Raw genomic sequence first — 22876 nt, 5'->3', positions numbered from 1 at the left:
GTATAACCATTCGGCTCCGTAGGTAGCGTCGTCTGTATAAGCTTTGTCAAACCTGCCCGTATTGCTGTCCGTGGCGCAGCCAGCGCTCCAGTAGTGGGCCGGCATGACTCGGCCAGCGCGCGAGCAGTTCCTGGGCCGCATCGCGTACCGCCGGCAGCCAGTGGGCATCGCGCATCAGATCGGCCACCTTGAATTGCAACAGGCCGGTCTGGCGGGTGCCGAGCATCTCGCCAGGGCCACGCAATTCCAGGTCCTTCTCGGCGATGATGAAGCCGTCGTTGGTCTCGCGCATGATGGCCAGGCGTTCGCGACCGATTTGCGACAGCGGGGGATGGAACAGCAGCACGCAATGGCTGACCGCACTGCCCCGCCCGACCCGGCCACGCAACTGGTGCAGCTGGGCCAGGCCCAGGCGCTCGGGATTCTCGATGATCATCAGGCTGGCGTTGGGCACGTCCACGCCCACCTCGATCACCGTGGTAGCCACCAGCAGCTGCAGATTGCCGGCCTTGAACTCGGCCATCACCGCGGCCTTTTCCGCCGGCTTCATGCGCCCGTGGATCAACCCCACGTGCAGTTCGGCCAAGGCCAGCTGCAATTCCTCGTAGGTGGTCTCGGCCGCCTGGCAGGTGAGCTCCTCGGATTCCTCGATCAGGGTGCAGACCCAGTAGGCCTGGCGCCCCTCATGGCAGGCGGCGCGGACCCGCTCCACCACTTCCTCGCGGCGGCTGTCGGTCACGCTCACGGTGTTGACCGGCGTTCGCCCGGGTGGCAATTCGTCAAGCACCGAGGTATCCAGATCGGCATAGGCGCTCATGGCCAGGGTGCGCGGGATGGGCGTGGCGGTCATGATCAGCTGATGCGGCGCCAGGCGGCCATCGACACCCTTCTGGCGCAGCGCCAGACGCTGCTGCACGCCGAAGCGGTGCTGTTCGTCGATCACCACCAGCGCCAGCCGAGCGAAGCGCACCTCCTCCTGGAACAGCGCATGGGTGCCCACCACCATGGGTGCCCCGGCGGCGATGCGTTCCAGCGAGCTGACGCGGGCCTTGCCCTTGAGCTTGCCGGCCATCCAGGCCACCTCGATGTCCAGGGCAGCGAACCAGCGCTGGAAGTTGAGGAAGTGCTGCTCGGCGAGGATTTCGGTGGGCGCCATCAGGGCCACCTGATAGCCGGCCTCGATGGCCTGCAAGGCGGCCAGGGCCGCCACTACCGTCTTGCCCGCGCCCACATCGCCCTGCACCAGCCGCAGCATGGGTTCGGCCTGGGCCAGGTCGTAGGCGATCTCGCGCCCGACGCGCTGCTGGGCACCGGTAGGTGTGAAGCCAAGGTTATCCAGATACAGCTGCGGCAGCCGGCGGGCGGCTGGCAGGGGCACCGCGCGCTGGGCGCGCAGGGTTTCGCGCAGTCGCTGCAACGACAGCTGATGGGTCAGTAATTCCTCGAAGACCAGCCGCTCCTGGGCCCAGTGACGGCCCTCGGCCAGCTCTTCCAGATCCGCATCCGGCGGCGGCCGGTGCAGATAGCGCAAGGCATCGGCCAGCGGCCCCAGGCGATAGTGCTCGGCCATCTCCGGCGGCAGCCAGTCCGGCAGGGACTCGGGCCCCAGCCGCTCCAGGGCCTGGGCGCTGAGCTGGCGCAGGCGCAGCTGGGTGAGGCCTTCGGTGGTCGGATAGATGGGCGTCAGCGTCTGCTCGACCGGGGCGGGCGCGCTTTCGTCCTGGGCGCGGTATTCGGGGTGGTAGATCTCCAGGCCGGAGGCACCGGGACGCACCTCGCCATAGCAGCGCAGCAGGGTGCCGCGGGCCATGCCATCCTTTTGCGCCTGGCTGAAGTGGAAGAATCTCAGCGAAAGGGTACCGCTGCCATCCTGCAGCCGCACCAGCAGGCTGCGCCGCCGTCCCATGAGCACTTCAGCGGAGGCGACCATGCCTTCCACCACGGCGTCCTGGCCAGGCCGCAGGGCGCCGATGGGTACGATGCGGGTACGGTCCTGATAGCGCAGCGGCAGGTGGAAGAGCACGTCCTGCAGGGTTTCCAGGCCCACCCGTGCGAGCTTTTCCTGCAGGGCCGCGCCTACCCCCTTGAGCGCGGTGACCGGCGTCGCGGCCAGTTCGCTCATGCGGGCTGCACGATGCCCTTGGCTTCGGGGCGGGCCACGGAGCACAACCGCACCGAATCGGCCAGCACCTCGATGGCCTTGGGCCGTGGGAAACTGGCACGCCAGGCGATGGCCACGGTGCGATAGGGCACCGGCCGCTCGAAGGGCCGCACCTCGATGATCCCAGGCGCATAGTGGTGACTTTCCACCGCCGAGAACGGCAGTACCGAGACGCCCAGGCCCGAGGCCACCATGTGGCGGATGGTTTCCAGGGACGAGGACTCCACCGTGGAATTCTTGTTTTCCTCGTGCTTGCGCACCGTCGGACAGGCTTCGAGGACCTGGTCGCGGAAGCAGTGACCTTCACCCAGCAGCAGCAGGCTCTTGTCGCTGAGCTGGTTCTGCGGGATGGTCTTGAGCTTGGTCCAGGGGTGACGCGCCGGCATCATCACGTAGAAGGGCTCGTCATACAGCGGCAGGGTCAGGACGTCCGGCTCGTTGAACGGCAGGGCGAGGATGATGGCGTCCAGTTCACCGGTGCGCAGCTTGTCGCGCAGTATATGAGTGAAGTTTTCCTCGATGTACAACGGCATCTCCGGCGCCACCCGGTTGAGTTGCGGAATGAGATGCGGAAAGAGATAGGGGCCGATGGTATAGATGGCGCCGATCTTCAGCGGTGCCGTGAGCTGGTTCTTGCCGGCCTGGGCCAGCTCGCGGATACCCTGCGCCTGCTCCAGCACCTTTTGCGCCTGGGCGACGATGCCCTCACCGGTGGGGGTGAGGCGCACGGCACTCTTGCTGCGCTCGAAGATCAGAATGCCCAGCTCGTCCTCAAGCTTCTTGACGCCGACCGACAGCGTCGGCTGGCTGACGTGGCAACGCTCGGCGGCTCGGCCAAAGTGCTGTTCCTGGGCGAGCGTGACGATATAGCGCAGTTCAGTCAGGGTCATAGTCAAATTCCATGGGTTGCCGGTCAATCTTAGCGGCTGTCTCTATCAACGGCCACCCAAGACGGGCAGGTGCCCGGCCTATCCGGTTGGACCTCGCCCAGGCTCAGGCTACCCTGGCCGTCTGTCCAGGCCTTTGCAGAAGGAAACACCGATGAGCACCATCCTGATCGCCGGTTGTGGCGATGTCGGCAGCCGCCTTGGCCTGCAACTGGTGGCCCAGGGTCACCGCGTCTTCGGCCTCAGGCGCAATGTCGCCGCCCTGCCCGCCACCCTGCTGCCCGTGGCGGGCGACCTGGCCGAGGTCCAGCCACCCGCGGACTGGCCCCGCGAGCCCCTGGATCAGGTGGTCTATGCCACCGCCGCGACCCACCATGACGAAGCCGGCTACCGCGCCGCCTATGTCGATGGCCTGCGCCACCTGCTGGGCTGGCTGGCCGCCTGCGGCCAACGCCCACGGCGCCTGTTGTTCGTCTCCAGCAGCGGGGTCTACGCCCAGCAGGACGGCGCCTGGGTCGACGAGACCGCCCCCGCCGAACCCGAGCGTTTTTCCGGACGCCTCCTGCGCGAGGCGGAAGAGGTGGCGCTCGGCAGTGGCATCCCTGCCAGCGTGGTGCGCTTGACGGGCATCTATGGCCCGGGACGCGAAGCGCTGCTGCGGCAGGTCCGCGAGGGCTCCCGGGTGACCCGCGAGCCGCCGCTGTATGGCAATCGCATCCATGTCGAGGACGCCGCCGGCCTGCTGGCGTTGCTGTTGCAGCGTGATCGTGAAGGGGTCGCCCTGGATGATCTCTACCTGGGCGTGGACGACGATCCGGCGCCGCTGGACGAGGTGGTCGACTGGCTACGCGCCCGCCTGGGCATCACCACCTGGTCGGACGACGCTCAGCTGCGCCGCGCCGGCAGCAAGAGATGCAGCAATGCCCGCGCCAGGGCGCTGGGCTGGACGCCCCGCTACCCCAGCTATCGCGAAGGCTATGCGGCCATTCTCGACCGCTGAAACGACAGAGCCCGACACAAGGCCGGGCTCCGTTCTCAGCTAGCTAGCCACTCAGTCACGCAGGGCTTGACCACGCGTGGCCTGAGGACGCTCCTCGACCTTGGCGGTGCTCTTCAGGTGCGGCAGGGCGGCCCAGTAGGCGGCGCCCTTCTCGGCATCGTAGAGGCCTTCCCACTTGGCGATGACCAGGGCGGCCAGGGCGTTGCCGATCACGTTCAGGGCGGTGCGCGCCATGTCCATGATGCGGTCCACGCCGGCGATGAAGGCCAGCCCTTCCAGCGGAATGCCGACGCTGCCCAGGGTGGCCAGCAGCACCACGAAGGAGACCCCCGGCACACCGGCGATGCCCTTGGAGGTGACCATCAGGGTCAGCACCAGCAGCAGCTGCTGGCTCAGCGACAGGTCGATGCCATAGAGCTGGGCGATGAACAGCGCCGCGATGCTCTGGTAGAGCGTGGAACCGTCGAGGTTGAAGGAGTAGCCGGTGGGTACCACGAAGCTGGTGATGGCCTTGGGCGCGCCATAGGCCTCCATCTTCTCGATGATGCGCGGCAGTACGGTTTCCGAGCTGGCGGTGGAATAGGCCAGGATCAGCTCGTCCTTGAGGATGCGGATGATGCGGAAGATCGAGAAGCCGAACAGCTTGGCCACCAGGCCCAGCACGCCGAGGGCGAAGAAGCCGATGGCCACGTAGACCAGCACCACCAGCTTGGCCAGCGGCAGCAGGGAAGCGAAGCCGAAGTTGGCCACGGTCACCGCGATCAGGGCGAAGACGCCGATGGGAGCGTAGTTCATGATCATGTGGGTGACCTTGAACATGGCTTCGGAAATGCCCTGGAAGACGCGTACCACCGGCTCGCGGGTGGCTTCCGGCAGAGCGCCCAGGCCCAGACCGAACATCACGGCGAAGAAGATGATCGGCAGCATCTCGCCGCGGGCGACGGCGGCGAAGACGTTGGACGGGATCAGGTTGAGGATGGTCGCGATGAAGGCGTGGTCATGCTGCACTTCCGCGGTGGTCTTCTGGTACTGGGAGATGTCGGTGGTGCCCAGGGTGCTCATGTCGATGCCGGCACCGGGTTGCACGCTGTCGGCGAAGAACAGGCCGACGACGATGGCCAGGGTGGTGACGATCTCGAAGTAGAGGATGGTCTTGAGGCCGATACGACCGAGCTTCTTGGAGTCGCCGACGCCGGCGATGCCGACCACCAGGGTGGCGATGACGATGGGCACCACGATCATCTTGATCAGCCGGATGAAGATGTCGCCGGCCGGCTTGAGAACGTTCGAGATCCACCAGGCCTTCTCGGCGCTGAAGTGATTGAGCAGTGCGCCGACGGCGATCCCCAGCACGAGGCCGATGAGAATCTGCCATGCGAGGCTGAGCTTGGGCTTGGTCATGTACCGACACCTTTGTTCTATTTGGATGGAGTTCGGGACGAACGTCACCGCGCCGGATCGTGATGCGCAATGCGCATGCAACGCCAACAGGGAGGGTGCGTTCAGGCTGCGGAAACGGTGCTCGAAAAGGACGAGGAGCACCAAGGCGTCACACTTTTGCCAGAGGGTAACGGGGTATGTCTAATGCCGCTGTCGCCTGCCCTATGCCGTTCCGGCATGAGGTGTCCCGAAAGGGCCGCGCAGCATACAGGCACTGGCGCCTTGCACGCCAGGCATACGGAGGCGCCGCTCATCGCGGCGCCCCGTGATCGTCAGCCGTTGAAGGTGGAAGGGTCCGGGCCCAGCCGCTTGTCCTGATTCAGCCCGGCGATCTGCCGCAGGTCCTCGTCGTCCAGGGCGAAGTCGAAGATCTGCATGTTTTCTTCGATGCGCTTGGGCGTCTTGGATTTGGGGAAGATGATATTGCCGAGCTGGATGTGCCAACGCAGCACCACCTGGGCTGGCGTCTTGCCATGCTTGGTCGCCAGCTGTTGCAGGATCGGGCTGCCCAGCAGCTCGCCGCCCTGGGCCAGCGGACTCCAGGCTTCGGTGGCGATGCCCTTGTAGGTGTTGAAGTCGCGCAGCTCCTGCTGTTGCAGCAGCGGATGGCACTCGATCTGGTTGACCACCGGCACCACGCCGGTCTCGGTCAGCAGGGTCTCGATGTCGGCCTGACGGAAGTTGGAGACGCCAATGGACTTCACCCGGCCCTGGTTGCGCAATTCGATCAAGGCCTTCCAGCTGTCGAGGAACAGGCCCTTTTCCGGCAGCGGCCAGTGGATCAGGTAGAGGTCGACATGCTCCAGCCCCAGCTTGGCGAGGCTTGTGTCGAAGGCACGCAGAGCGCTGTCGTAGCCCTGGTCGGCATTCCACAGCTTGGTGGTGATGAACAGCTCATCGCGCGGCAGACCAGCCTGAGCGATGGCCTGGCCGACGCCCTCCTCGTTGCCGTAGATGGCCGCGGTATCAATGTGGCGATAGCCCAGGTCGAGGGCCGTCTTGACCACCTGGGCGGTCTCGTCGGCCGGGGTCTGCCAGACCCCCAGGCCGAACTGCGGGATATGGTGACCGTCGTTGAGCTGAAGACGGGTGATCGCGGACATGCGTCGCTCCTCTGGAATGGATGGTGTCAGAGGTGTGACTGGTGGCGGTGGCCTTTTGCTCCCGATCAGTCGAGGCGCATGGCCTCGGGCACGCTGTAGCTTTCCACCCAGCCCAGCATGGTATGGCCATCCTGCTGCAGCTCGATGCGCTTCCAGCGCTGGAAGGAACGGGTCTCGATCACCCGCACTTGGGTATCACCGGAGAGACGGACGAGGGTGTTGCGCGCGCGCTCACGACTGCGGTCGTAAACGAAGGGCCACTTGAGGACATCGACCGGGCCGCGCAGCAGCCAGCCCTGTCCCTCTTCGGCGAAGCGAAAGGACACGCCGCCCTCGGCGCGAGCGGCGGTACTGCCGAGCAGCAGCAAGGACGCCACGAGCAGCGCGGGAACGATACGGCGAAGGGTCGAAAGGACATTCGGGGTCATGCTGGCCTCGTCTGTAGCACCAAAAAAAACAGCGCCCGAACCGGACGCTGCGAGGATAGACCCCTTGGTGTGGCAAACGACTGCAGGGTTTGCCCAGGAATGCCAAATGGCCAGCATTCCCGGACAAAACCCTTAGCGCGATGCTCAGGCCGCGCTGAACAGCTTGTGCGGATCGATGACGAATTTCTTCGGTACGCCCGAATCGAATTCGCTGTAGCCGCGGGGTGCCTCGTCCAGGGTGATCACCTGCACGCCGACGATGTCGGCGATCTTGATGCGATCCCACATGATCGCCTGCATCAGCTGGCGGTTGTACTTCATCACCGGGGTCTGGCCGGTATGGAAGCTGTGGGACTTGGCCCAGCCCAGACCGAAGCGGATGCTCAGGGCACCCTCCTTGGCCGCGGAATCCACCGCACCCGGGTCGTCGGTCACGTACAGGCCGGGGATGCCGATCTTGCCGGCTACGCGCACGACGCCCATCAGCGAGTTCAGCACCGTGGCCGGGGCCTCGCTCTTGGCGCCTTCGTGACCATGGCCACGGGCCTCGAAGCCTACGGCATCGACGGCGCAATCCACTTCCGGCGTACCCAGCAACGCAGCGATCTGCTCGTGCAGCGGGGTGTCCTGGGACAGGTCGGCGATCTCGAAGCCCTGGGCCTTGGCATGGGCCAGGCGCACCGGGTTGACGTCGCCGACGATGACCACCGCGGCGCCCAGCAAGCGGGCCGAGGCGGCAGCCGCCAGACCCACGGGGCCGGCACCAGCAACATAGACGCTGGTGCCCGGGCCAACGCCGGCGGTGACGGCGCCGTGGTAGCCGGTAGGCAGGATGTCGGACAGGCAGGTGAGGTCACGGATCTTTTCCATGGCCGCATCGCGATTCGGCAATCTGAGCAGGTTGAAGTCGGCGTAGGGGACCAGCACGTATTCGGCCTGGCCACCGACCCAGCCGCCCATGTCGACGTAGCCATAGGCGCCACCGGCGCGCGACGGGTTGACGGTCAGGCAGACCCCGGTGTCCTGCTCCTTGCAGGTGCGGCAGCGGCCGCACGCGACGTTGAAGGGCACCGAGACCAGGTCGCCGACCTTGAGGGTTTCGACGTCACGGCCCGCTTCGATGACTTCGCCGGTGATCTCGTGGCCGAGCACCAGGCCTTCGGGTGCGGTGGTCCGGCCGCGCACCATGTGCTGGTCGGAACCACAGATGTTGGTGGATACCACGCGCAGGATCACGCCGTGGTCGATACGCTTGCCCTGCGGGGTTTCCATCTTCGGATAGGGGATGGTCTGAACCTCGACCTTGCCCGCGCCCAGATAGACGACGCCACGATTACCGGACATGTTGCACCTCGCTGTTGTTGTTGGACTGGCTCTAGGGGTTCGAGCCTAGTCCTCGCGAAGCGCGGCGTCTGTGGGGATGGCGTTTTTGACCATGCCGAGGTCGCCCTGATGGGTCGTCTTGGCGAACCCGTTCACGCCGCCGGAGCGGACGGCGTGAACGGCCCGGGTCAGGCGGGCGCGAGTGCGGCGGCGCGGCGCTCGCGGCTGAGCAGGTAGAAACCGATGCCTACCCCCAGCAGTGCCAGCCCCATGACGTACCAGGCCGGACCCAGCGGATGCTCCTTGAGCATCAGGGTGACGACCATGGGCGTCAGGCCGCCAAAGATGGCGTAGGCGACGTTGTAGGAGAAGGACAGGCCCGAGAAGCGCACCTTGGGCGGGAAGGCCAGCACCATCACCCGCGGCACGCCGCCGATGACACCGACCGCTGCGCCGGCCAGCGCATAGAGCGGGAACAGCCACTCCGGATGGACCTTCAGACCGGCATAGAGCGCCCAGCTGGCCACCGCCAGGATCAGGCCGCCGACGATGAACACCGGGCCGCTGCCGAAGCGATCGGACAGGGCGCCGGAGAGGATGCAGCCCAGGGTCAGGAAGACGATGGCCAGGCTGTTGGCCTTGAGCGCCAGGGCGGCGGAGAAACCGTACTGGGTCTGCAGCAGGGTCGGGGTCATGAGGATGACCACCACGATGCCGGCGGTGAGCATCCAGGTCAGCAGCATGGACAAGATCACACTGCTGCGATGGTCGCGCAGCACCGCCTTGAGCGGTACTTCCTCGGCCAGCGACTTGTGGATCGCCAGTTCGGCGAACACCGGCGTCTCGTGCAGCCAGCGGCGCAGGTAGACCGAGAACAGGCCAAAGACACCGCCGATGATGAAGGGGAAACGCCAGGCGTAGTCGGCCACTTCCACCGGGGTGAAGACGGTATTGATCAGGGTCGCCATCAGCGACCCGAGCAGGATGCCGAAGGTGAGGCCGGCGGTCAGGGTGCCGCAGGCATAGCCGACGTGCTTGCCGGGCACATGCTCGGAGACGAACACCCAGGCGCCGGGCACCTCGCCGCCGATGGCCGCCCCCTGGATGATGCGCAGCACCAGCAGCAGGATGGGCGCGGCCACGCCGATCTGGGCGTAGGTGGGCATCAGGCCCATGCCCAGGGTGGGCAGCGCCATCATGAAGATGCTCAGGGTGAACATCTTCTTGCGCCCGAGCAGGTCGCCGAAGTGGGCCATGATGATGCCGCCCAGCGGTCGCGCCAGGTAGCCCGCGGCGAAGATGCCGAAGGTCTGCATCTGCCGCAGCCAGTCGGGCATGTCGACGGGAAAGAACAGCTTCCCCACCACCGCGGCGAAGAAGACGAAGATGACGAAGTCGTAGAACTCCAGCGCGCCACCCAGGGCGGACAGCGAGAGGGTCTTGTAGTCGTTGCGGCCCAGAGGGCGCGACGTGAGCGGCGCGGAGGCGGATTGCAGTTTCATCGATGATCCCGGACAAGAGAGGAGCGCAAAGGAAATTCGGCCTCTGGCATCCTTCCGGGTGTAGCGGACAAGACGCGGCCCCGAGTGACCCTCCGCCTTGGGGCGGCTGGCAGGGATCGGGCGGATCGCCGGATGGGCGCCGGACCTGCACCGCGCCACCTGCGCTCTTGTGGAGCACGGCGGCAGCAGGTCTACCGATCATTACCTGATCATCGGACGTACGCGACCCTCTGGATTGCCTGGCCACGCACGGTGCCCACGATAGCAAATCTGCAAGGAATTTCCGCTATTCATTCAGGCTGTATTCAGCGGCTATCTGACGAGCCATGGCTATGCCTTTCTGGTGCGAAAGCGGTCGAGGCGCTCTGCCCCAAGCGTTATACTGTAGCCCCCTAACGATCTCCTCAAAGAGATTGGCAGCATTCTTGCGTGCGGATGCTGAACGTTACCTACCTATCCGGGCTCCCGAGGGCCCTGTCATGATCGAAGAGCTCGAACAAGAAGATCCCATCCCCCAGGGCGACCTGGCCATGCAGATCACTGCCCTGCCCCGTGAAACCAACGGGTTTGGCGACATCTACGGCGGCTGGCTGGTGGCCCAGATGGACCTGGCCGGCAGCGCCATGGCCAGTCGCCTGGCCGCCGGACGCGTCGCCACGGTGGCCATCGACCGCATGGCCTTCATGACCCCGGTGCCCGTGGGCGCACAGCTCTCCTTCTATACCAACACCCTGGAAGTCGGCCGCAGCTCCATCCAGATCCTCATCGAGGTCTGGAGCGACGATCCGCTGTCCAGCGAGTGGAGCAAGGTGACCGAGGCGGTGTTCGTCTTTGTCGCCATCGACGGCAGTGGCCGCACCCGCCCGTTGCCGGCGCGGCGCTAGAGGCCGCTTGCCGGACCGCTACGGATCCTGGGCGAGCGGCGTCTCGCGCACCTGGGTCGGCCTCCCGTGCCGGATAACCTCGACCTGCTCCAGTGCCTGCCGGACCTCGGCAGCGGTGGCCAGCAAGCGGTATTCGAGGGTGAAATCGCGTGTGCCGCCCGCCTCGATGCGCGGCACCAGCCCCAGCGCCCGCTGCTGGCCGCGGTTGTAGGAAAAGCTGGTACCCGGCTCCAGCCCGGTGACATAGCCCTGGGCCTTGGCATCGGTGTTCTTCCACAGGGTAAAGACCGGCAGTTCCCGCACGTTGAATGCCAGCGCCACCCCCTGATGAGCACTGCGATCGTGCAGCACCGCCAGGCTACGCCCCTGATCGTCGCCCCAGGGATAGAGGTTGTAGACCGTCTCGCCATAGCCCGGCGTGGGCGCGCGATAGGTCTGCCACTCGCCCAGTTCCTGCCGTGCACGCGCATCGAAGGGTGACACTTCGCGCACCGGAGCGGCGAATCCTGAGCCCTCGCCGAGCAGCGGCGGACCGAAGTTGCTGTGATAGAGCGCCTGGTACTCGGCGGCGTGCGCCCCCTGATTGGTCAGGCGGTCATGCAGGGTGAAGCCGGTAGCCCCGGCATGGGTGACCAGCTCGGTGTCGATGCGAAAGTTGGCCTGCTTGAAGGCCTCTTCGTGCAGCACGCCCTTGAGGCTGATGCGGTGCGGCGGCTGTTCGTCGATGGTCAGTACCACCTGGCTGGCCGGCAAGTAGCTGGCCCGCCCGTGCAAGGTCAGGAGTTGCCCCTTGTCCATCCCCGGATGGCCGACCCACTCGAAGCCGGCGCGGGCCACCAGTTCGTTGAAGCCCTCCAGCCAGCCGAGTCCATTGCGGCTCTCCAGGTTGACGAAAGCCGGATTGACCACTTCGCGCACCGGTGAATCCCAGCCCAGCCGCAGGGTGCCGGCCTGGGCGCGCAGGACATTCATGCCGCGGGTAGCCACCACGGTGAGCTGCAGGGCGCCGGTATCGATCTCGATCAGCACCGAGCCCTCCTGGCGACCGCCACTCAGGTGATGCACGCCGACCGCGAAGGCCAGTCCATCGCGCAGGCCCAGGCGATCACTGCTGATGCTCCAGTTCTGCACCGGCTTGTCGGGGGCGATAAGGGTGTATTCCCAGGCCGAGGCACTGGCATTTGCAAGGAACAGGAGACAGCCAGACAACAGACGAGCGTGGATCATGGAGTGCCCTAGGCATCGCGGTCGACTTGAGTCTAGACCACCGTGCGCCGGGTTGCAGACCCTGCTTCCGCGCCGGCCAAGGGGCTGAGACCGGCTTGCCCTGTATAGGTTTGTTCAGCGAAATCAAAGGAATGGGTAAAGACAACCTTTACCATTCAAACACCTGTTCGGTACTTGCCAGGGCAGCGATTTTTGCCGAGGATCGACTCGTCTCTACCACGGAGTGGACTCCATGAAACCTTCAGCCCTGTTCTTGTTGCTTGCCCTGGCAGGCGTTGCCCCGGCCTATGCGGGCAATACCGAAGCCGGACTCGGCGGCGCCGTGGGTGGTGTGCTTGGTACCCTGGTCGGCCAGCAGGTCGGCGGCAGTACCGGTGCGGCCATCGGTGCCGGCGTGGGTGGTGCAGCAGGTGGTGTACTGGGCGCGGACCGTCGCAATCGTACCGAGGCCGCCATCGGCGGTGGCCTGGGCGCTGCGGGCGGCAACGTGATCGGCAATCGGGTCGGTGGCAGCACCGGGGGCCTGGTCGGCGCGGCCCTGGGTGGCGGTGCCGGCAGTGCCCTGGGTAATAACCTGGGCGACAGCGGTCGCGACGACCGTCGCTATCGCGACCATCCCGGCAAGGGCTGGAAGCACGCCAAGCACAGACACAAGCATTGGCACCGCTAATGAAAACGCCCGGCAGAGCCGGGCGTTTTCTTTTGCGCTAGAGGCTACTGGCCGAGGTCGCGTAGGCGCTTGCCCTGCATCAGATTGCGTTCGATGCGCTCCAGGGTGACGCCCTTGGTTTCCGGCACCAGCAGGAATACCAGGAAGATGAACACCACGTTCAGACCGGCATAGATCCAGAAGGTGGTGCCCTGCCCCAGGGTGCCCAGCATGGTCAGGAAGGTGGCGCCGACGATCATGTTGGCGATCCAGTTGGTAAAGGTGGAGCAGCCGATGCCGAAGTCGCGGCCCTTGAGCGGCTGCACTTCCGAGCACAGGGTCCAGATCAGCGGACCGGCCGACATGGCGAAGCCGACGATGAAGATCAGCAACATGACCACGGTGAAGGTCTGCTGGCCATGGCTCAGGTTACCGGCGCCCAGCATGCTGCCGACCACGCCCAGGCCCACGGCCATGACCACGAAACCGGTATAGAGGATGGGTTTACGGCCCCACTTGTCGACCAGGAAGATGGCGATGAAGGTGGCCAGCACGTTGGTCAGGCCGACCGCGGCGGTAAACCACATCTGGGCGGCGGTATCGTAGCCCATGCCTTCGAAGATGCGCGGCGCGTAGTACATCACCACGTTCATGCCGGTGAACTGCTGCACCACCTGCAGGAGCACGCCCAGGCCCACCGAGCGGCGGAAGTTGGCGTTTTCCTTGAACAGCGACCAGCCCTTCTGCGGCACCTTGAGCTGCTCTTCGATTTCCGCGACTTCCTGCTGGATGACCTTTTCGTCACCGCGCAGCTTGTGCAGGACCTTGATGGCTTCCTCGCGGCGACCCGCCATGATCAGCCAGCGCGGACTGTCGGGCAGCGCGAAGACGCCGATCAGGAACAGTACGCCGGGAATGGCGATGATGCCGAGCATCCACCGCCAGGCCTCGTAGTAGCTGAAGGCGGTGTTGGACAGGAAGGCGAGCAGGATGCCGGCGGTGATCATCAGCTGGTACAGCGAGATCATCGAGCCGCGGATGTTTTCCGGAGCGACTTCGGCCAGGTACAGCGGCGCGGTAAAGGAGGCGATACCGATGGCCAGGCCGAGCAGGAAGCGGGCAAAGATCAGCATGGTCGGCGAGGTGGCCAGGCCACAGAGCACCGAGCCCACGACGAACAGCACGGCGCCCAGCATCAGCGACTTCTTGCGGCCCAGCTTGGCCGACAGCGAGCCTGCGCCCAGGGCACCCAGGGCAGCGCCGGCCATCATGCTGGAGACGATCCACTCGATCATCTGATCGGAGATCTGGAATTCCTGCTGGATGAATTTGGTGGCGCCGGAAATGACGCCGATGTCGAGGCCGAACATCAGACCGGCCAGGGCGGCCATCAGACAGGCGAAGATCGCCTTGGGCTGGGCCTTTTCGGTGACGTGACCGTCGGCGTTGGTTGTGGTGTTGCTCATGACTGAGGCTCCTCGCTCGCCTTGTGGGCGATCTTGTTGTCGCGGGTCGTTCCGTATCCGCTTGTTACAGACCTGTCTAACGACCCTTGGTTCGGCCGGTAAGAGGCCCTTACCAGAGCCGCGCGGGCTGGGCGTTCACATAGGTGGCATAGAGCGAACCACCGCCGGTGATGAACAGGCGATTGCTCTTGGGCCCGCCGAACTCGACGTTGGACACGGTTTCCGGCAGGTGCAGGGTGGCCAGCGGTTGGCCGCTCGGATTGAAGACCCGCACGCTGTTCTGCTCGGCGGAACCGGCCCAGCTGCACCAGAGGTTGCCGTCGCTGTCGACGCGGAAGCCGTCGATCACGCCCTGGTCCTTGGCATCGATCAGCACCTCGCCGCCGCCCAGGGTGCCGTCGTCCTTGAGAGTGAAGGCACGCAGGTGGTTGGGCTTGCCGGGATTGCCGCCGCCAGCGGTGTCACTGATGTAGAGCCGCTTGCCATCGGGGGCGAAGGCCAGGCCATTGGGCCGGCCGAAGTCGCCCGCCGCCACCGTGGCCTTGCCCTGGGGATCGATGCGATAGACGTTGGTGGGCAGCTCGAACTCGGCCTTGTGGCCCTCGTAGGCACCGAGGATGCCGTAGCCCGGATCGGTGAACCAGATGGCACCATCGGCCCCGACCACCACGTCGTTGGGGGCGTTCAGCGGTTTGCCGTCGAAGCGGTCGAGCAGCACCGTGACGCTGCCGTTCAACTCGCGGCGGGTGACGCGGCGGCTGTCGTGCTCGCAACTGATCAGCCGGCCCTCGCGATCACGGGTATGGCCGTTGGCGTTGTGGGACTGGTCGTCATAGATGCTGACGTGGCCGTCATCGGCGCTCCAGCGCATCACACGAGCGTTGGGGATGTCGCTGAACAGCAGGCAGCGCCAGTCGGCCATCCACACCGGCCCTTCGGTCCAGAGACCACCGGACCAGAGGCGTTCGACGAAGGCGTTGCCCAGGCGGCCCTTGAAGGCCTGGTCGTGGATCTCCCAGGCCGGATCGGGCATGACGATGGGCGGCTTGCCCTCCCAGTTTCGGGTAAGGCCGAACTTGTCGTCGGCGAGGGCGCGACTGGCGACCAGACCGGCCGAGGCGGCCAGGGACACGCCAAGAAAGGTGCGACGGGCGAGAGGCATGAGGAAACTCCTTTGTTGTCGTTATAGGTCCGGCAAGGCCGGTGGCAGAGCACCGCGTGCCAGGACAGGCACGCAGCGCTTCCTTAGTCGCCCTTATTCGGGCAGACGTTCCACCTTGCCCACCACCAGGCCATAGCAGAGCGCACCGACCAGCGCGGTCACGCCGATGAAGGCGATAGCCGGGGCGAAGCTGCCGTCCTTGACCAGGAAGCCGATGACGATGGGCACGCAAATGGCCGAGAGGTTGCCGATGAAGTTGAACATCCCGCCGGTGAGGCCGATCAGCCGCTCCGGCGCCATGGCCGAGACCATCGACCAGGTGATGGAAGCCAGGCCGTTGCCAAAGAAGGCCAGTGCCAGGCAAGCGATGATCAGCGCTGGGGAGTCGACGAAGTTGGCGCCGACGATGCTGGTGGAGATCAGCAGGCCGCCAATGATCGGCAGCTTGCGCGCCAGGCCCACGGAGGCGCCGCGGCGGACCAGCCAGTCCGACAGCAGGCCCGAGCAGATCACGCCGAGGAAGGCGGCCAGGAACGGCAGCGAAGCGAGGAAGCCGGCCTTGATGAAGTCCATGCCACGGTATTTCACCAGGTAGGTGGGGAACCAGGTAAGGAAGAACCAGAGGGTGGAGTTGAGGCAGAACTGCCCGATGTAGATGCCCCAGAGCTTGCGCTTGTTGAGCACGCTCCAGAGGTCACGCCACTGGAAGGCGGCGCGGCTGCGATTCTTCTGCTCCAGATCGACCAGACCGCCACCTTCCTGGATCAGCGCGACCTCGGCGGCGTTGGCGCCGCGGAAATCCTTGGGCTCGCGATAGACGAGGTACCAGACGGCCGCCCAGAGGATTCCGACACCGCCAGTGACGACAAAGACCATGTGCCAGCCAAAGGTCTGCTGCAGGTAGATCAGCACCGGGGTGAGAAAGGCCAGGCCGACGAACTGGCCGGAGGTGTAGAAGCCAATGGCGGTGGCCCGCTCACGCTCGGGAAACCAAGTGGTGACCACCCGGTTGTTGATCGGATAGGCCGGTGCCTCCAGGGCGCCCACGGCGAGCCGCAGGATGATCAGGCCGATGAAGCTGCCGACGAAACCCAGGCCGATGGTGGCCAGCGACCAGAGCGCGATGGCCACGGGATAGAGGATGCGCGGGGCGACCTTGTCCACCAGCCAGCCGCCCGGGATCTGCATGGCGGCGTAGGTCCAGCCGAAGGCCGAGAGGATCAGCCCCATGTGCACCGGTTCGATGCCCAGGTCCTGGGCCAGGTGCGGGGCGGCGATGGAGAGGTTGCTGCGGTCGAGGTAGTTGATCACCACGGTGACGAACAGCAGCGTCATGATGAAGAAGCGCGCCCGGCTGGGCTTGGCCAGAGTCGGGGCGGCCGCAGCCGTCGCCGGAGAGGCCTGGGTGGGAGTGGGCATGGCTCGGGTCCTGTAATTGACGTTGTGGCGAGCGTTGTCGATGTCTGAGGGTCAGGGCGCCGCGGCGGCCCTCACCCTGGCCCTCTCCCAGAGGGAGAGGGCTGGTCGGTGCGGAGGTCGAGATCAGCGCTCCGGTTGCTGCTTTTGCCCCCTCTCCCAAAGGAAGAGGAGATGGTCGGTGCGGTAGTCGAGCCCCGCTCCCCTGCTCCTGCCCCCTCTCCCCTGGGGAGAGGGTGGGGTGAGGGGTTAGCGGTGTACCTGGCCATTAACGGTGGCGCCGCTTTTCCCTCACCCTGGCCCTCTCCCAGAGGGAGAGGGGACGGTCAGTGCGAGCGTTGGGGCCGGAGCTCCTGCTCTCGCCCCCTCTCCCCTCGGGAGAGGGTTGGGGTGAGGGCGCTAATCACCACTCCGCGAAACTACCGTCCTTGTGCCGCCAGATCGGGTTGCGCCAGCGATGGCCAATGGCGGCTTGTTCCTTGACGAATTCCTCGTTGACCTCGACGCCAAGCCCCGGCCCCTGAGGAATCTTCACGTGGCCATCCGCGTAGTCGAACACCTCGGGATTCTTGATGTAGTCCAGCAGGTCGTTGCCCTGGTTGTAGTGGATGCCCAGGCTCTGCTCCTGGATGAAGGCGTTGTAGCAGTTGGCGTCCAGCTGCAGGTTGACCGCCAGGGCGATCGGGCCGAGGGGGCAATGCAGGGCGATGGCCACGTCATAGGCCTCGGCCATGTTGGCGATCTTGCGTGTTTCGGTGATGCCGCCAGCGTGGGACGGATCGGGCTGCAGGATGTCGACGTAGCCTTCCTGGAGGATGCGCTTGAAGTCCCAGCGCGAGTACAGCCGCTCGCCCAGGGCGATGGGCGTGTTGCTCATCAGGGCGATTTCCTTGAGCGCTTCGTGGTGCTCGCTGAGCACCGGCTCCTCGATGAACATCAGGCGGAACTGCTCCAGCTCCTTGACCAGCACCTTGGCCATGGGCTTGTGCACCCGGCCGTGGAAGTCCACGCCGATGCCGAAGTGCGGACCACAGGCATCGCGGATGGCGGCGACGTTGGCGATCACCTGGTCGACCTTGTCGTAGGTGTCGACGAACTGCATCTCTTCGCTGGCGTTCATCTTGATCGCGGTGAAGCCCTTGGCCTGGCGCTCCAGGGCCTGGGCCGCGGTCTCCGCCGGGCGGTCGCCGCCGATCCAGGAATAGACGCGGATGCTGTCGCGTACCTGGCCGCCCAGCAGTTCGTGCACCGGTACGCCCAGGGCCTTGCCCTTGATGTCCCACAGGGCCTGGTCGATGCCGGCCAGGGCGCTCATGTGGATGCCGCCGCCGCGATAGAAGCCGCCGCGGTAGAGCACCGTCCAGTGGTCCTCGATATTGCGCGGGTCCTTGCCGATCAGGTAGTCGGCCAGTTCCTCGACCGCCGCCGCCACGCTGTGGGCGCGCCCTTCCAGCACGGGTTCGCCCCAGCCGTGGATGCCCTCGTCGGTCTCGATCTTGAGAAAGCACCAGCGCGGCGGGACGACGTAGGTGGTGAGTTTGGTGATTTTCATGGTGTGGAAATCTCGACTGTAATTATTGGGATCGAGGGATTGGGCAGCTCGCGGCCATGGGCCGCTCCTACTGGGGTATCCGTAGGAGCGGTCGCAGCGGCGAACCGCCATGGCCGCGATAATCAGGAACCTTTGGCTACTTGCCATCCGGCCGCGAAGGCCTGGGCGTTGGCACTCACCTGGGCCGCTGTGAGGCCAGGCTTGTACAGCGCCGAGCCGAGGCCGAAGCCGTTGGCGCCGGCTGCCACGTAGGGACCCATGTTGTCCGGGGTGATGCCACCCACCGGCAGGAGCGCCAGCTCCTTGGGGAAGACCGCGCGCCAGGCCTTGACCACGGCCGGGCCGAGTTGCTCGGCCGGAAACAGCTTGAGGCTGTCGGCGCCGGCGTCGAGGGCGGCGAAGCCTTCCGACGGGGTGGCGACGCCTGGGGCGCTGACCAGGCCGGCGGCCTTGCTGGCACGGATCACCGCCAGGTTGGCATTGGGCGAGACGATCAGCCGGCCGCCCGCGGCGTCCACTTCGGCCACCTGGGCCTCGGTGAGCACGGTGCCGGCGCCGATCAGGCAGCTTTCGCCCAACTCAGCGGTCAGCCGGCGGATGCTCTCGAAGGGCTGCGGCGAGTTGAGCGGGATCTCGATGACGCGAAAGCCGGCGTCGTACAGGGCACGACCGACCGGGACGATCTCGTCCGGGGTAACGCCGCGCAGGATGGCGATCAGCGGCAGGTCCTTGAGGTAGGTATCAAGCATGGGAGCCTCCAGAGGTAGGGAGCAGGCCGGCGGCCTGGGCCAGGCGCCAGAGCCCGGCCCGGGTGGCCTGCTCCAGCAGGCGAACCTGGTGGATATCGAACAGTGCCAGGGCGTCGCGATAGCGCTGGCAGAGCGCGGCGTCGCCGATCAGCACCAGGGGCGGGCAGGCCGAGCCCGCGAGGGCGGCGACCTGGCTGCGCAATTCTTCGCCGATCAGCAGCCCGGACAGGTAATCGAGGCTGTGCGCGGCGGTCAGCTCACCAGCCAGCACGCGGCTGCGGGCGGTGAAGAGGCGGCCGAACAGCCCCTCGGCCCCGGCGTCGCGGGCGGTGACCAGGCCCAGGCGGAAGGCCTCGGCACTGGCTTCGGGACCGGCCTCGGTAGCCGGGCGACCCAGGATGGAGTGTTCGCGCAAGACGGCGAACAGCTCGCCGGTCATGTAGGTGGCGAAGTCGGTGAGGCGACCGTCACGCACCCGCACCCATTTGCTGTGGGTACCAGGCAGCACCAGCAGGGCCTCGGCGGCCAGGCCCGGCTCCAGTTCGAGGGCGCCGAACACCTGGGTTTCCTCGCCACGCAGCACGTTGGGCAAGGCGCCACGCTGCATCACGCCGGGGACCAGGTGAAGATCGCCGCAGCCGCTGTCCAGGTGCAGGAGACCAGCGGCCAGGCTGTGGACATCGGCCGGACACTCGGCATAGGGCACCTCGCGCCAGCCACCGCGACTGCCGACCATGCCGCAGGCGATGGCGGGCAGGTCCGGCTGAGCATCGTGCCAGTCGCCCACCAGGGTGCGATAGGCCGCGGCGAAGTCGCCATCCGGCACATGCATGATGCCCCAGGGGCGGCTGCGGGTTTCCAGCACGGCGCCCTGGGCGTCGAACAGCTGGGCCCGCAGGGACGAGGTGCCCCAGTCGAGGCCGATAAGGTGCGGGGTGGCGGTCATGCGGGGCTCCAGCCAAGTTCGCGGGAAATGGCCCGGGCGCAGGCAGTGACCTCGGGCTGCAATTCGTGCAGCCGCGCCTCGGGCATGTAGGGGATGGCACTGGCCACGCTCAGGGCCGCGACGATGGCGCCGTCAGCGCCGCGGATGGGCGCGGCCACGCAGCGGATGCCCAGTTCGTTCTCTTCCAGATCCAGGGCATAGCCTTCCGCGGCATGGCGGCGCAGGCGCGCGCGATAGTCGGCCCAGGGCAGGAAGTCCTCGCGCAGGCCGGGCTGCCCGGTACGCCGGGCCACGCCTTCGCCATAGAGGGCTTCCCACTCCTCTTCGGCGAGATCCAGCATCAGCGCCTTGCCGACGCCGGTCAGCGCCAGCGGCATGCGCAGGCCGACTCGGGATCTCATCTCCAGGCCCCGGCTGCCGGGCAGCTTGTCCAGATAAAGGACATCGCCACCCTCGCGCACCCCGAGGTGCACGGTGTCGCCGCAGTGCTGGGCCAGGCGTTGCAGATGGGGCCGGGCCACGCCGGTCAGCGGCAGCTGTTCGCGAGCCTGGTAGCCGAGGGCGATGAGATGGCTGCCCAGAATCAACCGCCCCCCGTCGCTGCGCAGGTAGCCGGCCTGGGTCAGGGCGGCGACCAGGCGGTGGGTGGTGCTGCGGGTGCAGCCGATGGCAGCGCCGACCTGGGCCAGGTTGTCGGCCCCGGCGGCCACGGCTTCGAGCACCGCCAGGCCGCGAAACAGCGCCTGGGCCCCGCTGGGCGCTTCGCCCTTGTTGGAATTGTTGTCGTTCATGGCCTTCACTCTAGAAGCCTCACCGGCAAATCTCAATATGTGATACGTCATCCCATATTGTGGGATTAAAGTTAGATATGACAGCCTTGTCACATAGCTGCAATATTGGCGCTATCTAATGCACGGCACATTGCAAGGACTCGAGAGGCAGAGCGCTCCATGACGGGTAAATCCATCCTGATCGTCGACGATGAGGCCCCCATTCGCGAAATGATCGCCGTGGCCCTGGAAATGGCGGGCTATGAATGCCTGGAGGCGGACAACAGCAAGGACGCCCACGCCCTGATCGTCGATCGCAAGCCCGATCTCATCCTGCTCGACTGGATGTTGCCCGGCACCTCCGGCCTGGAGCTGGCTCGGCGCCTCAAGCGCGACGAGCTGACCGACGCCATTCCCATCATCATGCTCACCGCCAAGGGTGACGAGGACAACAAGGTCCAGGGCCTGGAAACCGGTGCCGACGACTACATCACCAAGCCCTTCTCGCCCCGCGAGCTGGTGGCGCGCCTGAAAGCCGTGCTGCGCCGTACCGGCCACTTGGAGAACGACGGTCCGCTGGAGGTCAACGGCCTGATCCTGGATCCGATCAGCCACCGGGTGACCATCGATGGCGCTCCCGCCGAGATGGGGCCCACCGAGTACCGCCTGCTGCAGTTCTTCATGACCCACCAGGAGCGCGCCTACACCCGCGGCCAGTTGCTCGACCAGGTCTGGGGCGGCAACGTCTATGTCGAGGAGCGCACCGTGGACGTGCACATCCGTCGCCTGCGCAAGGCCCTGGGCGAGACCTACGAGAACCTGGTACAGACGGTGCGCGGCACCGGGTATCGCTTTTCCACCAAACTCTGACGCGGGATCACCGCCGCCGTGAACATCAACTGGCGCTCCCGTCTGGCCACCCAGCTGTCGACCGTGGTCGGCGGCTGCGCCCTGGCCGGCTGGCCCTTCGGCCATGTCGGGCTGGCGGTGGCTCTGGGAATGGCGGTCTATCTGGCGGTCACCCTGAAACACCTGCTGCGGCTGCATGCCTGGCTGCTAAGCGATGCCCCGGGCGCACCGCCCGAGGCCGAAGGGCTGTGGGGCGATGTGCTGGACCGGCTCTATCGCCGCCAGCGCCACGAGCAGCGCCAGCGTGAAGAATTGCTCGCCGTCATCGGCCGCGCCCAGGCCTCCACCGAGGCCCTGCGCGACGCCATCATCCTGGTGGACCGCTATGGCAACCTGGAATGGTGGAACCGCGCCGCGGAAACCCTGCTGGGTCTGCGCCAGCCCCAGGACCTCGGCCAACCCATCACCAACCTGGTGCGCCATCCGCGCTTTTCCGACTACTTTCTCGGTGGCGACTACGGTGAACCGCTGGAGTTGGCGTCACCGCTCAACGACGACCAGTACCTGCACATCCTGGTCACCCGCTTCGGCGAGGGCGATCGCCTGCTGCTGGTGCGTGACGTCACCCGCCTCCACCAGCTGGAACAGATGCGCAAGGATTTCGTCGCCAACGTCTCCCACGAATTGCGCACCCCGCTGACGGTGATCACCGGCTACCTGGAAACCCTGCTGGACAACGCCGAGCACGCCACCCCGCGCTGGCGCCGGGCGTTGGGACAGATGCAGCAGCAAGCCGGCCGGATGCAGCACACCATCGACGACCTGCTGCTGCTGGCGCGCCTGGAAGCCACCGACTATCCCGCCGACAACCGTCCAGTGGCCCTGGAGCCACTGCTCGCCTCCATCCTGCAGGACGGCCGCGCCCTGTCCGGCGCCATCGGCCACCGCCTGAGCCTGGACTGCACACCTGACCTGGCGCTGCTGGGTAGCGAGACGGAACTGCGCAGCTGCTTTTCCAACCTGGTGTTCAACGCGGTCAAGTACAGCCCCGAGGGCGGCGAGGTGCGGGTCCGCGCCTGGCAGGACGCCGAGGGGGCCCATGTCGCCGTGCAGGACACCGGGCCCGGTATCGATGCCCGCCACCTGCCGCGCCTGACCGAACGCTTCTATCGCATCGACGCCAGCCGTGCGTCCAGCACCGGTGGCACCGGGCTGGGCCTGGCCATCGTCAAGCACGTGCTGATCCGCCACCGCGGCGGCCTGGACATCCACAGCGTGCCCGGCGAGGGCAGCTGCTTCACCTGCCATTTCCAGGCCGAGCAGATCGCCACGCGCACCGCTGCCTTGGCCTGAGCTGCCCCC

Annotated in this window: 20 protein-coding genes; 5 read left to right on the top strand and 15 right to left on the bottom strand. The window is 66.2% G+C overall.

Annotation, left to right across the window (positions count from 1 at the left end; translation table 11 throughout):
- Nucleotides 1-46: 46 nt before the first annotated feature.
- Both recG and PJ259_RS17185 read right to left on the bottom strand, forming a co-directional pair.
- Entirely contained in the window at nt 47-2122 is a 2076-nt protein-coding gene (recG, locus tag PJ259_RS17190; protein WP_271653617.1) for an ATP-dependent DNA helicase RecG, read from the bottom strand.
- On the bottom strand, nt 2119-3051 hold the full coding sequence (locus PJ259_RS17185) for a hydrogen peroxide-inducible genes activator (protein WP_059313175.1): 933 nt from the start codon (nt 3049-3051) through the stop codon (nt 2119-2121). The genes recG and PJ259_RS17185 overlap by 4 nt, the downstream gene beginning before the upstream one ends.
- Before the next feature lie 151 nt (nt 3052-3202).
- Between PJ259_RS17185 and PJ259_RS17180 the strand changes: the two genes are divergently transcribed.
- Nucleotides 3203-4048, top strand: coding sequence for an NAD-dependent epimerase/dehydratase family protein (locus tag PJ259_RS17180; RefSeq protein WP_059313174.1), 846 nt, complete (start codon nt 3203-3205; stop codon nt 4046-4048).
- Nucleotides 4049-4099: 51 nt separating this feature from the next.
- Here the strand turns inward: PJ259_RS17180 and gltP are convergent, their stop codons facing one another.
- The 5 genes from gltP to PJ259_RS17155 all read right to left on the bottom strand — a co-directional run bounded on the left by gltP (nt 4100) and on the right by PJ259_RS17155 (nt 9844).
- Nucleotides 4100-5449 carry a glutamate/aspartate:proton symporter GltP gene (gene gltP / locus PJ259_RS17175; RefSeq protein ID WP_059313173.1) on the bottom strand — a complete coding sequence of 450 codons (1350 nt, stop codon included), beginning with the start codon at nt 5447-5449 and terminating at the stop codon, nt 4100-4102.
- A 311-nt stretch (nt 5450-5760) separates the two neighbouring features.
- On the bottom strand, nt 5761-6591 hold the full coding sequence (locus PJ259_RS17170; protein ID WP_271653616.1) for an aldo/keto reductase: 831 nt from the start codon (nt 6589-6591) through the stop codon (nt 5761-5763).
- A gap of 65 nt (nt 6592-6656) precedes the next feature.
- Nucleotides 6657-7019, bottom strand: coding sequence for a hypothetical protein (locus PJ259_RS17165; protein ID WP_271653615.1), 363 nt, complete (start codon nt 7017-7019; stop codon nt 6657-6659).
- Nucleotides 7020-7163: 144 nt separating this feature from the next.
- Nucleotides 7164-8363: a formaldehyde dehydrogenase, glutathione-independent gene (gene fdhA, locus PJ259_RS17160; RefSeq protein ID WP_059313170.1), complete on the bottom strand. Its 1200-nt coding sequence runs from the start codon at nt 8361-8363 to the stop codon at nt 7164-7166.
- Nucleotides 8364-8530: 167 nt separating this feature from the next.
- A complete protein-coding gene (locus PJ259_RS17155) occupies nt 8531-9844 on the bottom strand; it encodes an MFS transporter (protein WP_059313169.1) in 1314 nt (437 codons plus the stop codon).
- 482 nt (nt 9845-10326) lie between these two features.
- Here PJ259_RS17155 and PJ259_RS17150 point away from each other — a divergent pair, with 482 nt between their 5' ends.
- The gene (locus PJ259_RS17150) at nt 10327-10728 is read left to right on the top strand and encodes an acyl-CoA thioesterase (RefSeq protein ID WP_026083995.1); all 402 of its coding nucleotides are present in this window, start codon (nt 10327-10329) and stop codon (nt 10726-10728) included.
- Nucleotides 10729-10746: 18 nt separating this feature from the next.
- Here the strand turns inward: PJ259_RS17150 and PJ259_RS17145 are convergent, their stop codons facing one another.
- The gene (locus PJ259_RS17145) at nt 10747-11955 is read right to left on the bottom strand and encodes an aldose 1-epimerase family protein (protein ID WP_271653614.1); all 1209 of its coding nucleotides are present in this window, start codon (nt 11953-11955) and stop codon (nt 10747-10749) included.
- 232 nt (nt 11956-12187) lie between these two features.
- Between PJ259_RS17145 and PJ259_RS17140 the strand changes: the two genes are divergently transcribed.
- A complete protein-coding gene (locus PJ259_RS17140; RefSeq protein WP_064309181.1) occupies nt 12188-12625 on the top strand; it encodes a hypothetical protein in 438 nt (145 codons plus the stop codon).
- A gap of 44 nt (nt 12626-12669) precedes the next feature.
- On the opposite strand, the gene PJ259_RS17135 is transcribed toward PJ259_RS17140, so the two are convergent.
- The 7 genes from PJ259_RS17135 to PJ259_RS17105 form a co-directional block, all read right to left on the bottom strand.
- Entirely contained in the window at nt 12670-14070 is a 1401-nt protein-coding gene (locus PJ259_RS17135; RefSeq protein WP_059313166.1) for a sugar porter family MFS transporter, read from the bottom strand.
- Between the two features lie 109 nt (nt 14071-14179).
- Nucleotides 14180-15232, bottom strand: coding sequence for an SMP-30/gluconolactonase/LRE family protein (locus PJ259_RS17130; protein WP_271653613.1), 1053 nt, complete (start codon nt 15230-15232; stop codon nt 14180-14182).
- Nucleotides 15233-15325: 93 nt separating this feature from the next.
- A complete protein-coding gene (locus tag PJ259_RS17125; protein WP_059313164.1) occupies nt 15326-16651 on the bottom strand; it encodes an MFS transporter in 1326 nt (441 codons plus the stop codon).
- A gap of 400 nt (nt 16652-17051) precedes the next feature.
- On the bottom strand, nt 17052-18200 hold the full coding sequence (gene dgoD, locus PJ259_RS17120; protein ID WP_017642356.1) for a galactonate dehydratase: 1149 nt from the start codon (nt 18198-18200) through the stop codon (nt 17052-17054).
- Nucleotides 18201-18322: 122 nt separating this feature from the next.
- Nucleotides 18323-18949, bottom strand: a complete 627-nt coding sequence (locus PJ259_RS17115) for a 2-dehydro-3-deoxy-6-phosphogalactonate aldolase (RefSeq protein ID WP_271653612.1) — start codon at nt 18947-18949, stop codon at nt 18323-18325.
- Nucleotides 18942-19895, bottom strand: a complete 954-nt coding sequence (locus PJ259_RS17110; protein ID WP_271653611.1) for a 2-dehydro-3-deoxygalactonokinase — start codon at nt 19893-19895, stop codon at nt 18942-18944. The genes PJ259_RS17115 and PJ259_RS17110 overlap by 8 nt, the downstream gene beginning before the upstream one ends.
- Nucleotides 19892-20686, bottom strand: coding sequence for an IclR family transcriptional regulator (locus PJ259_RS17105; RefSeq protein WP_271653610.1), 795 nt, complete (start codon nt 20684-20686; stop codon nt 19892-19894). The genes PJ259_RS17110 and PJ259_RS17105 overlap by 4 nt, the downstream gene beginning before the upstream one ends.
- A 159-nt stretch (nt 20687-20845) precedes the next feature.
- On the opposite strand from PJ259_RS17105, the gene phoB reads away from it, so the two are divergent.
- Nucleotides 20846-21535: a phosphate regulon transcriptional regulator PhoB gene (phoB, locus tag PJ259_RS17100; RefSeq protein WP_007159925.1), complete on the top strand. Its 690-nt coding sequence runs from the start codon at nt 20846-20848 to the stop codon at nt 21533-21535.
- A gap of 18 nt (nt 21536-21553) precedes the next feature.
- A complete protein-coding gene (gene phoR / locus PJ259_RS17095; RefSeq protein ID WP_271653609.1) occupies nt 21554-22867 on the top strand; it encodes a phosphate regulon sensor histidine kinase PhoR in 1314 nt (437 codons plus the stop codon).
- The last annotated feature ends 9 nt before the right edge of the window (nt 22868-22876 follow it).

Origin of the sequence: Pseudomonas sp. JBR1 (assembly GCF_028198185.1) — a bacterium.
Lineage (GTDB): Bacteria > Pseudomonadota > Gammaproteobacteria > Pseudomonadales > Pseudomonadaceae > Chryseomonas > Chryseomonas oryzihabitans_E.
This window is presented reverse-complemented; position numbering and strand designations above follow the sequence as displayed.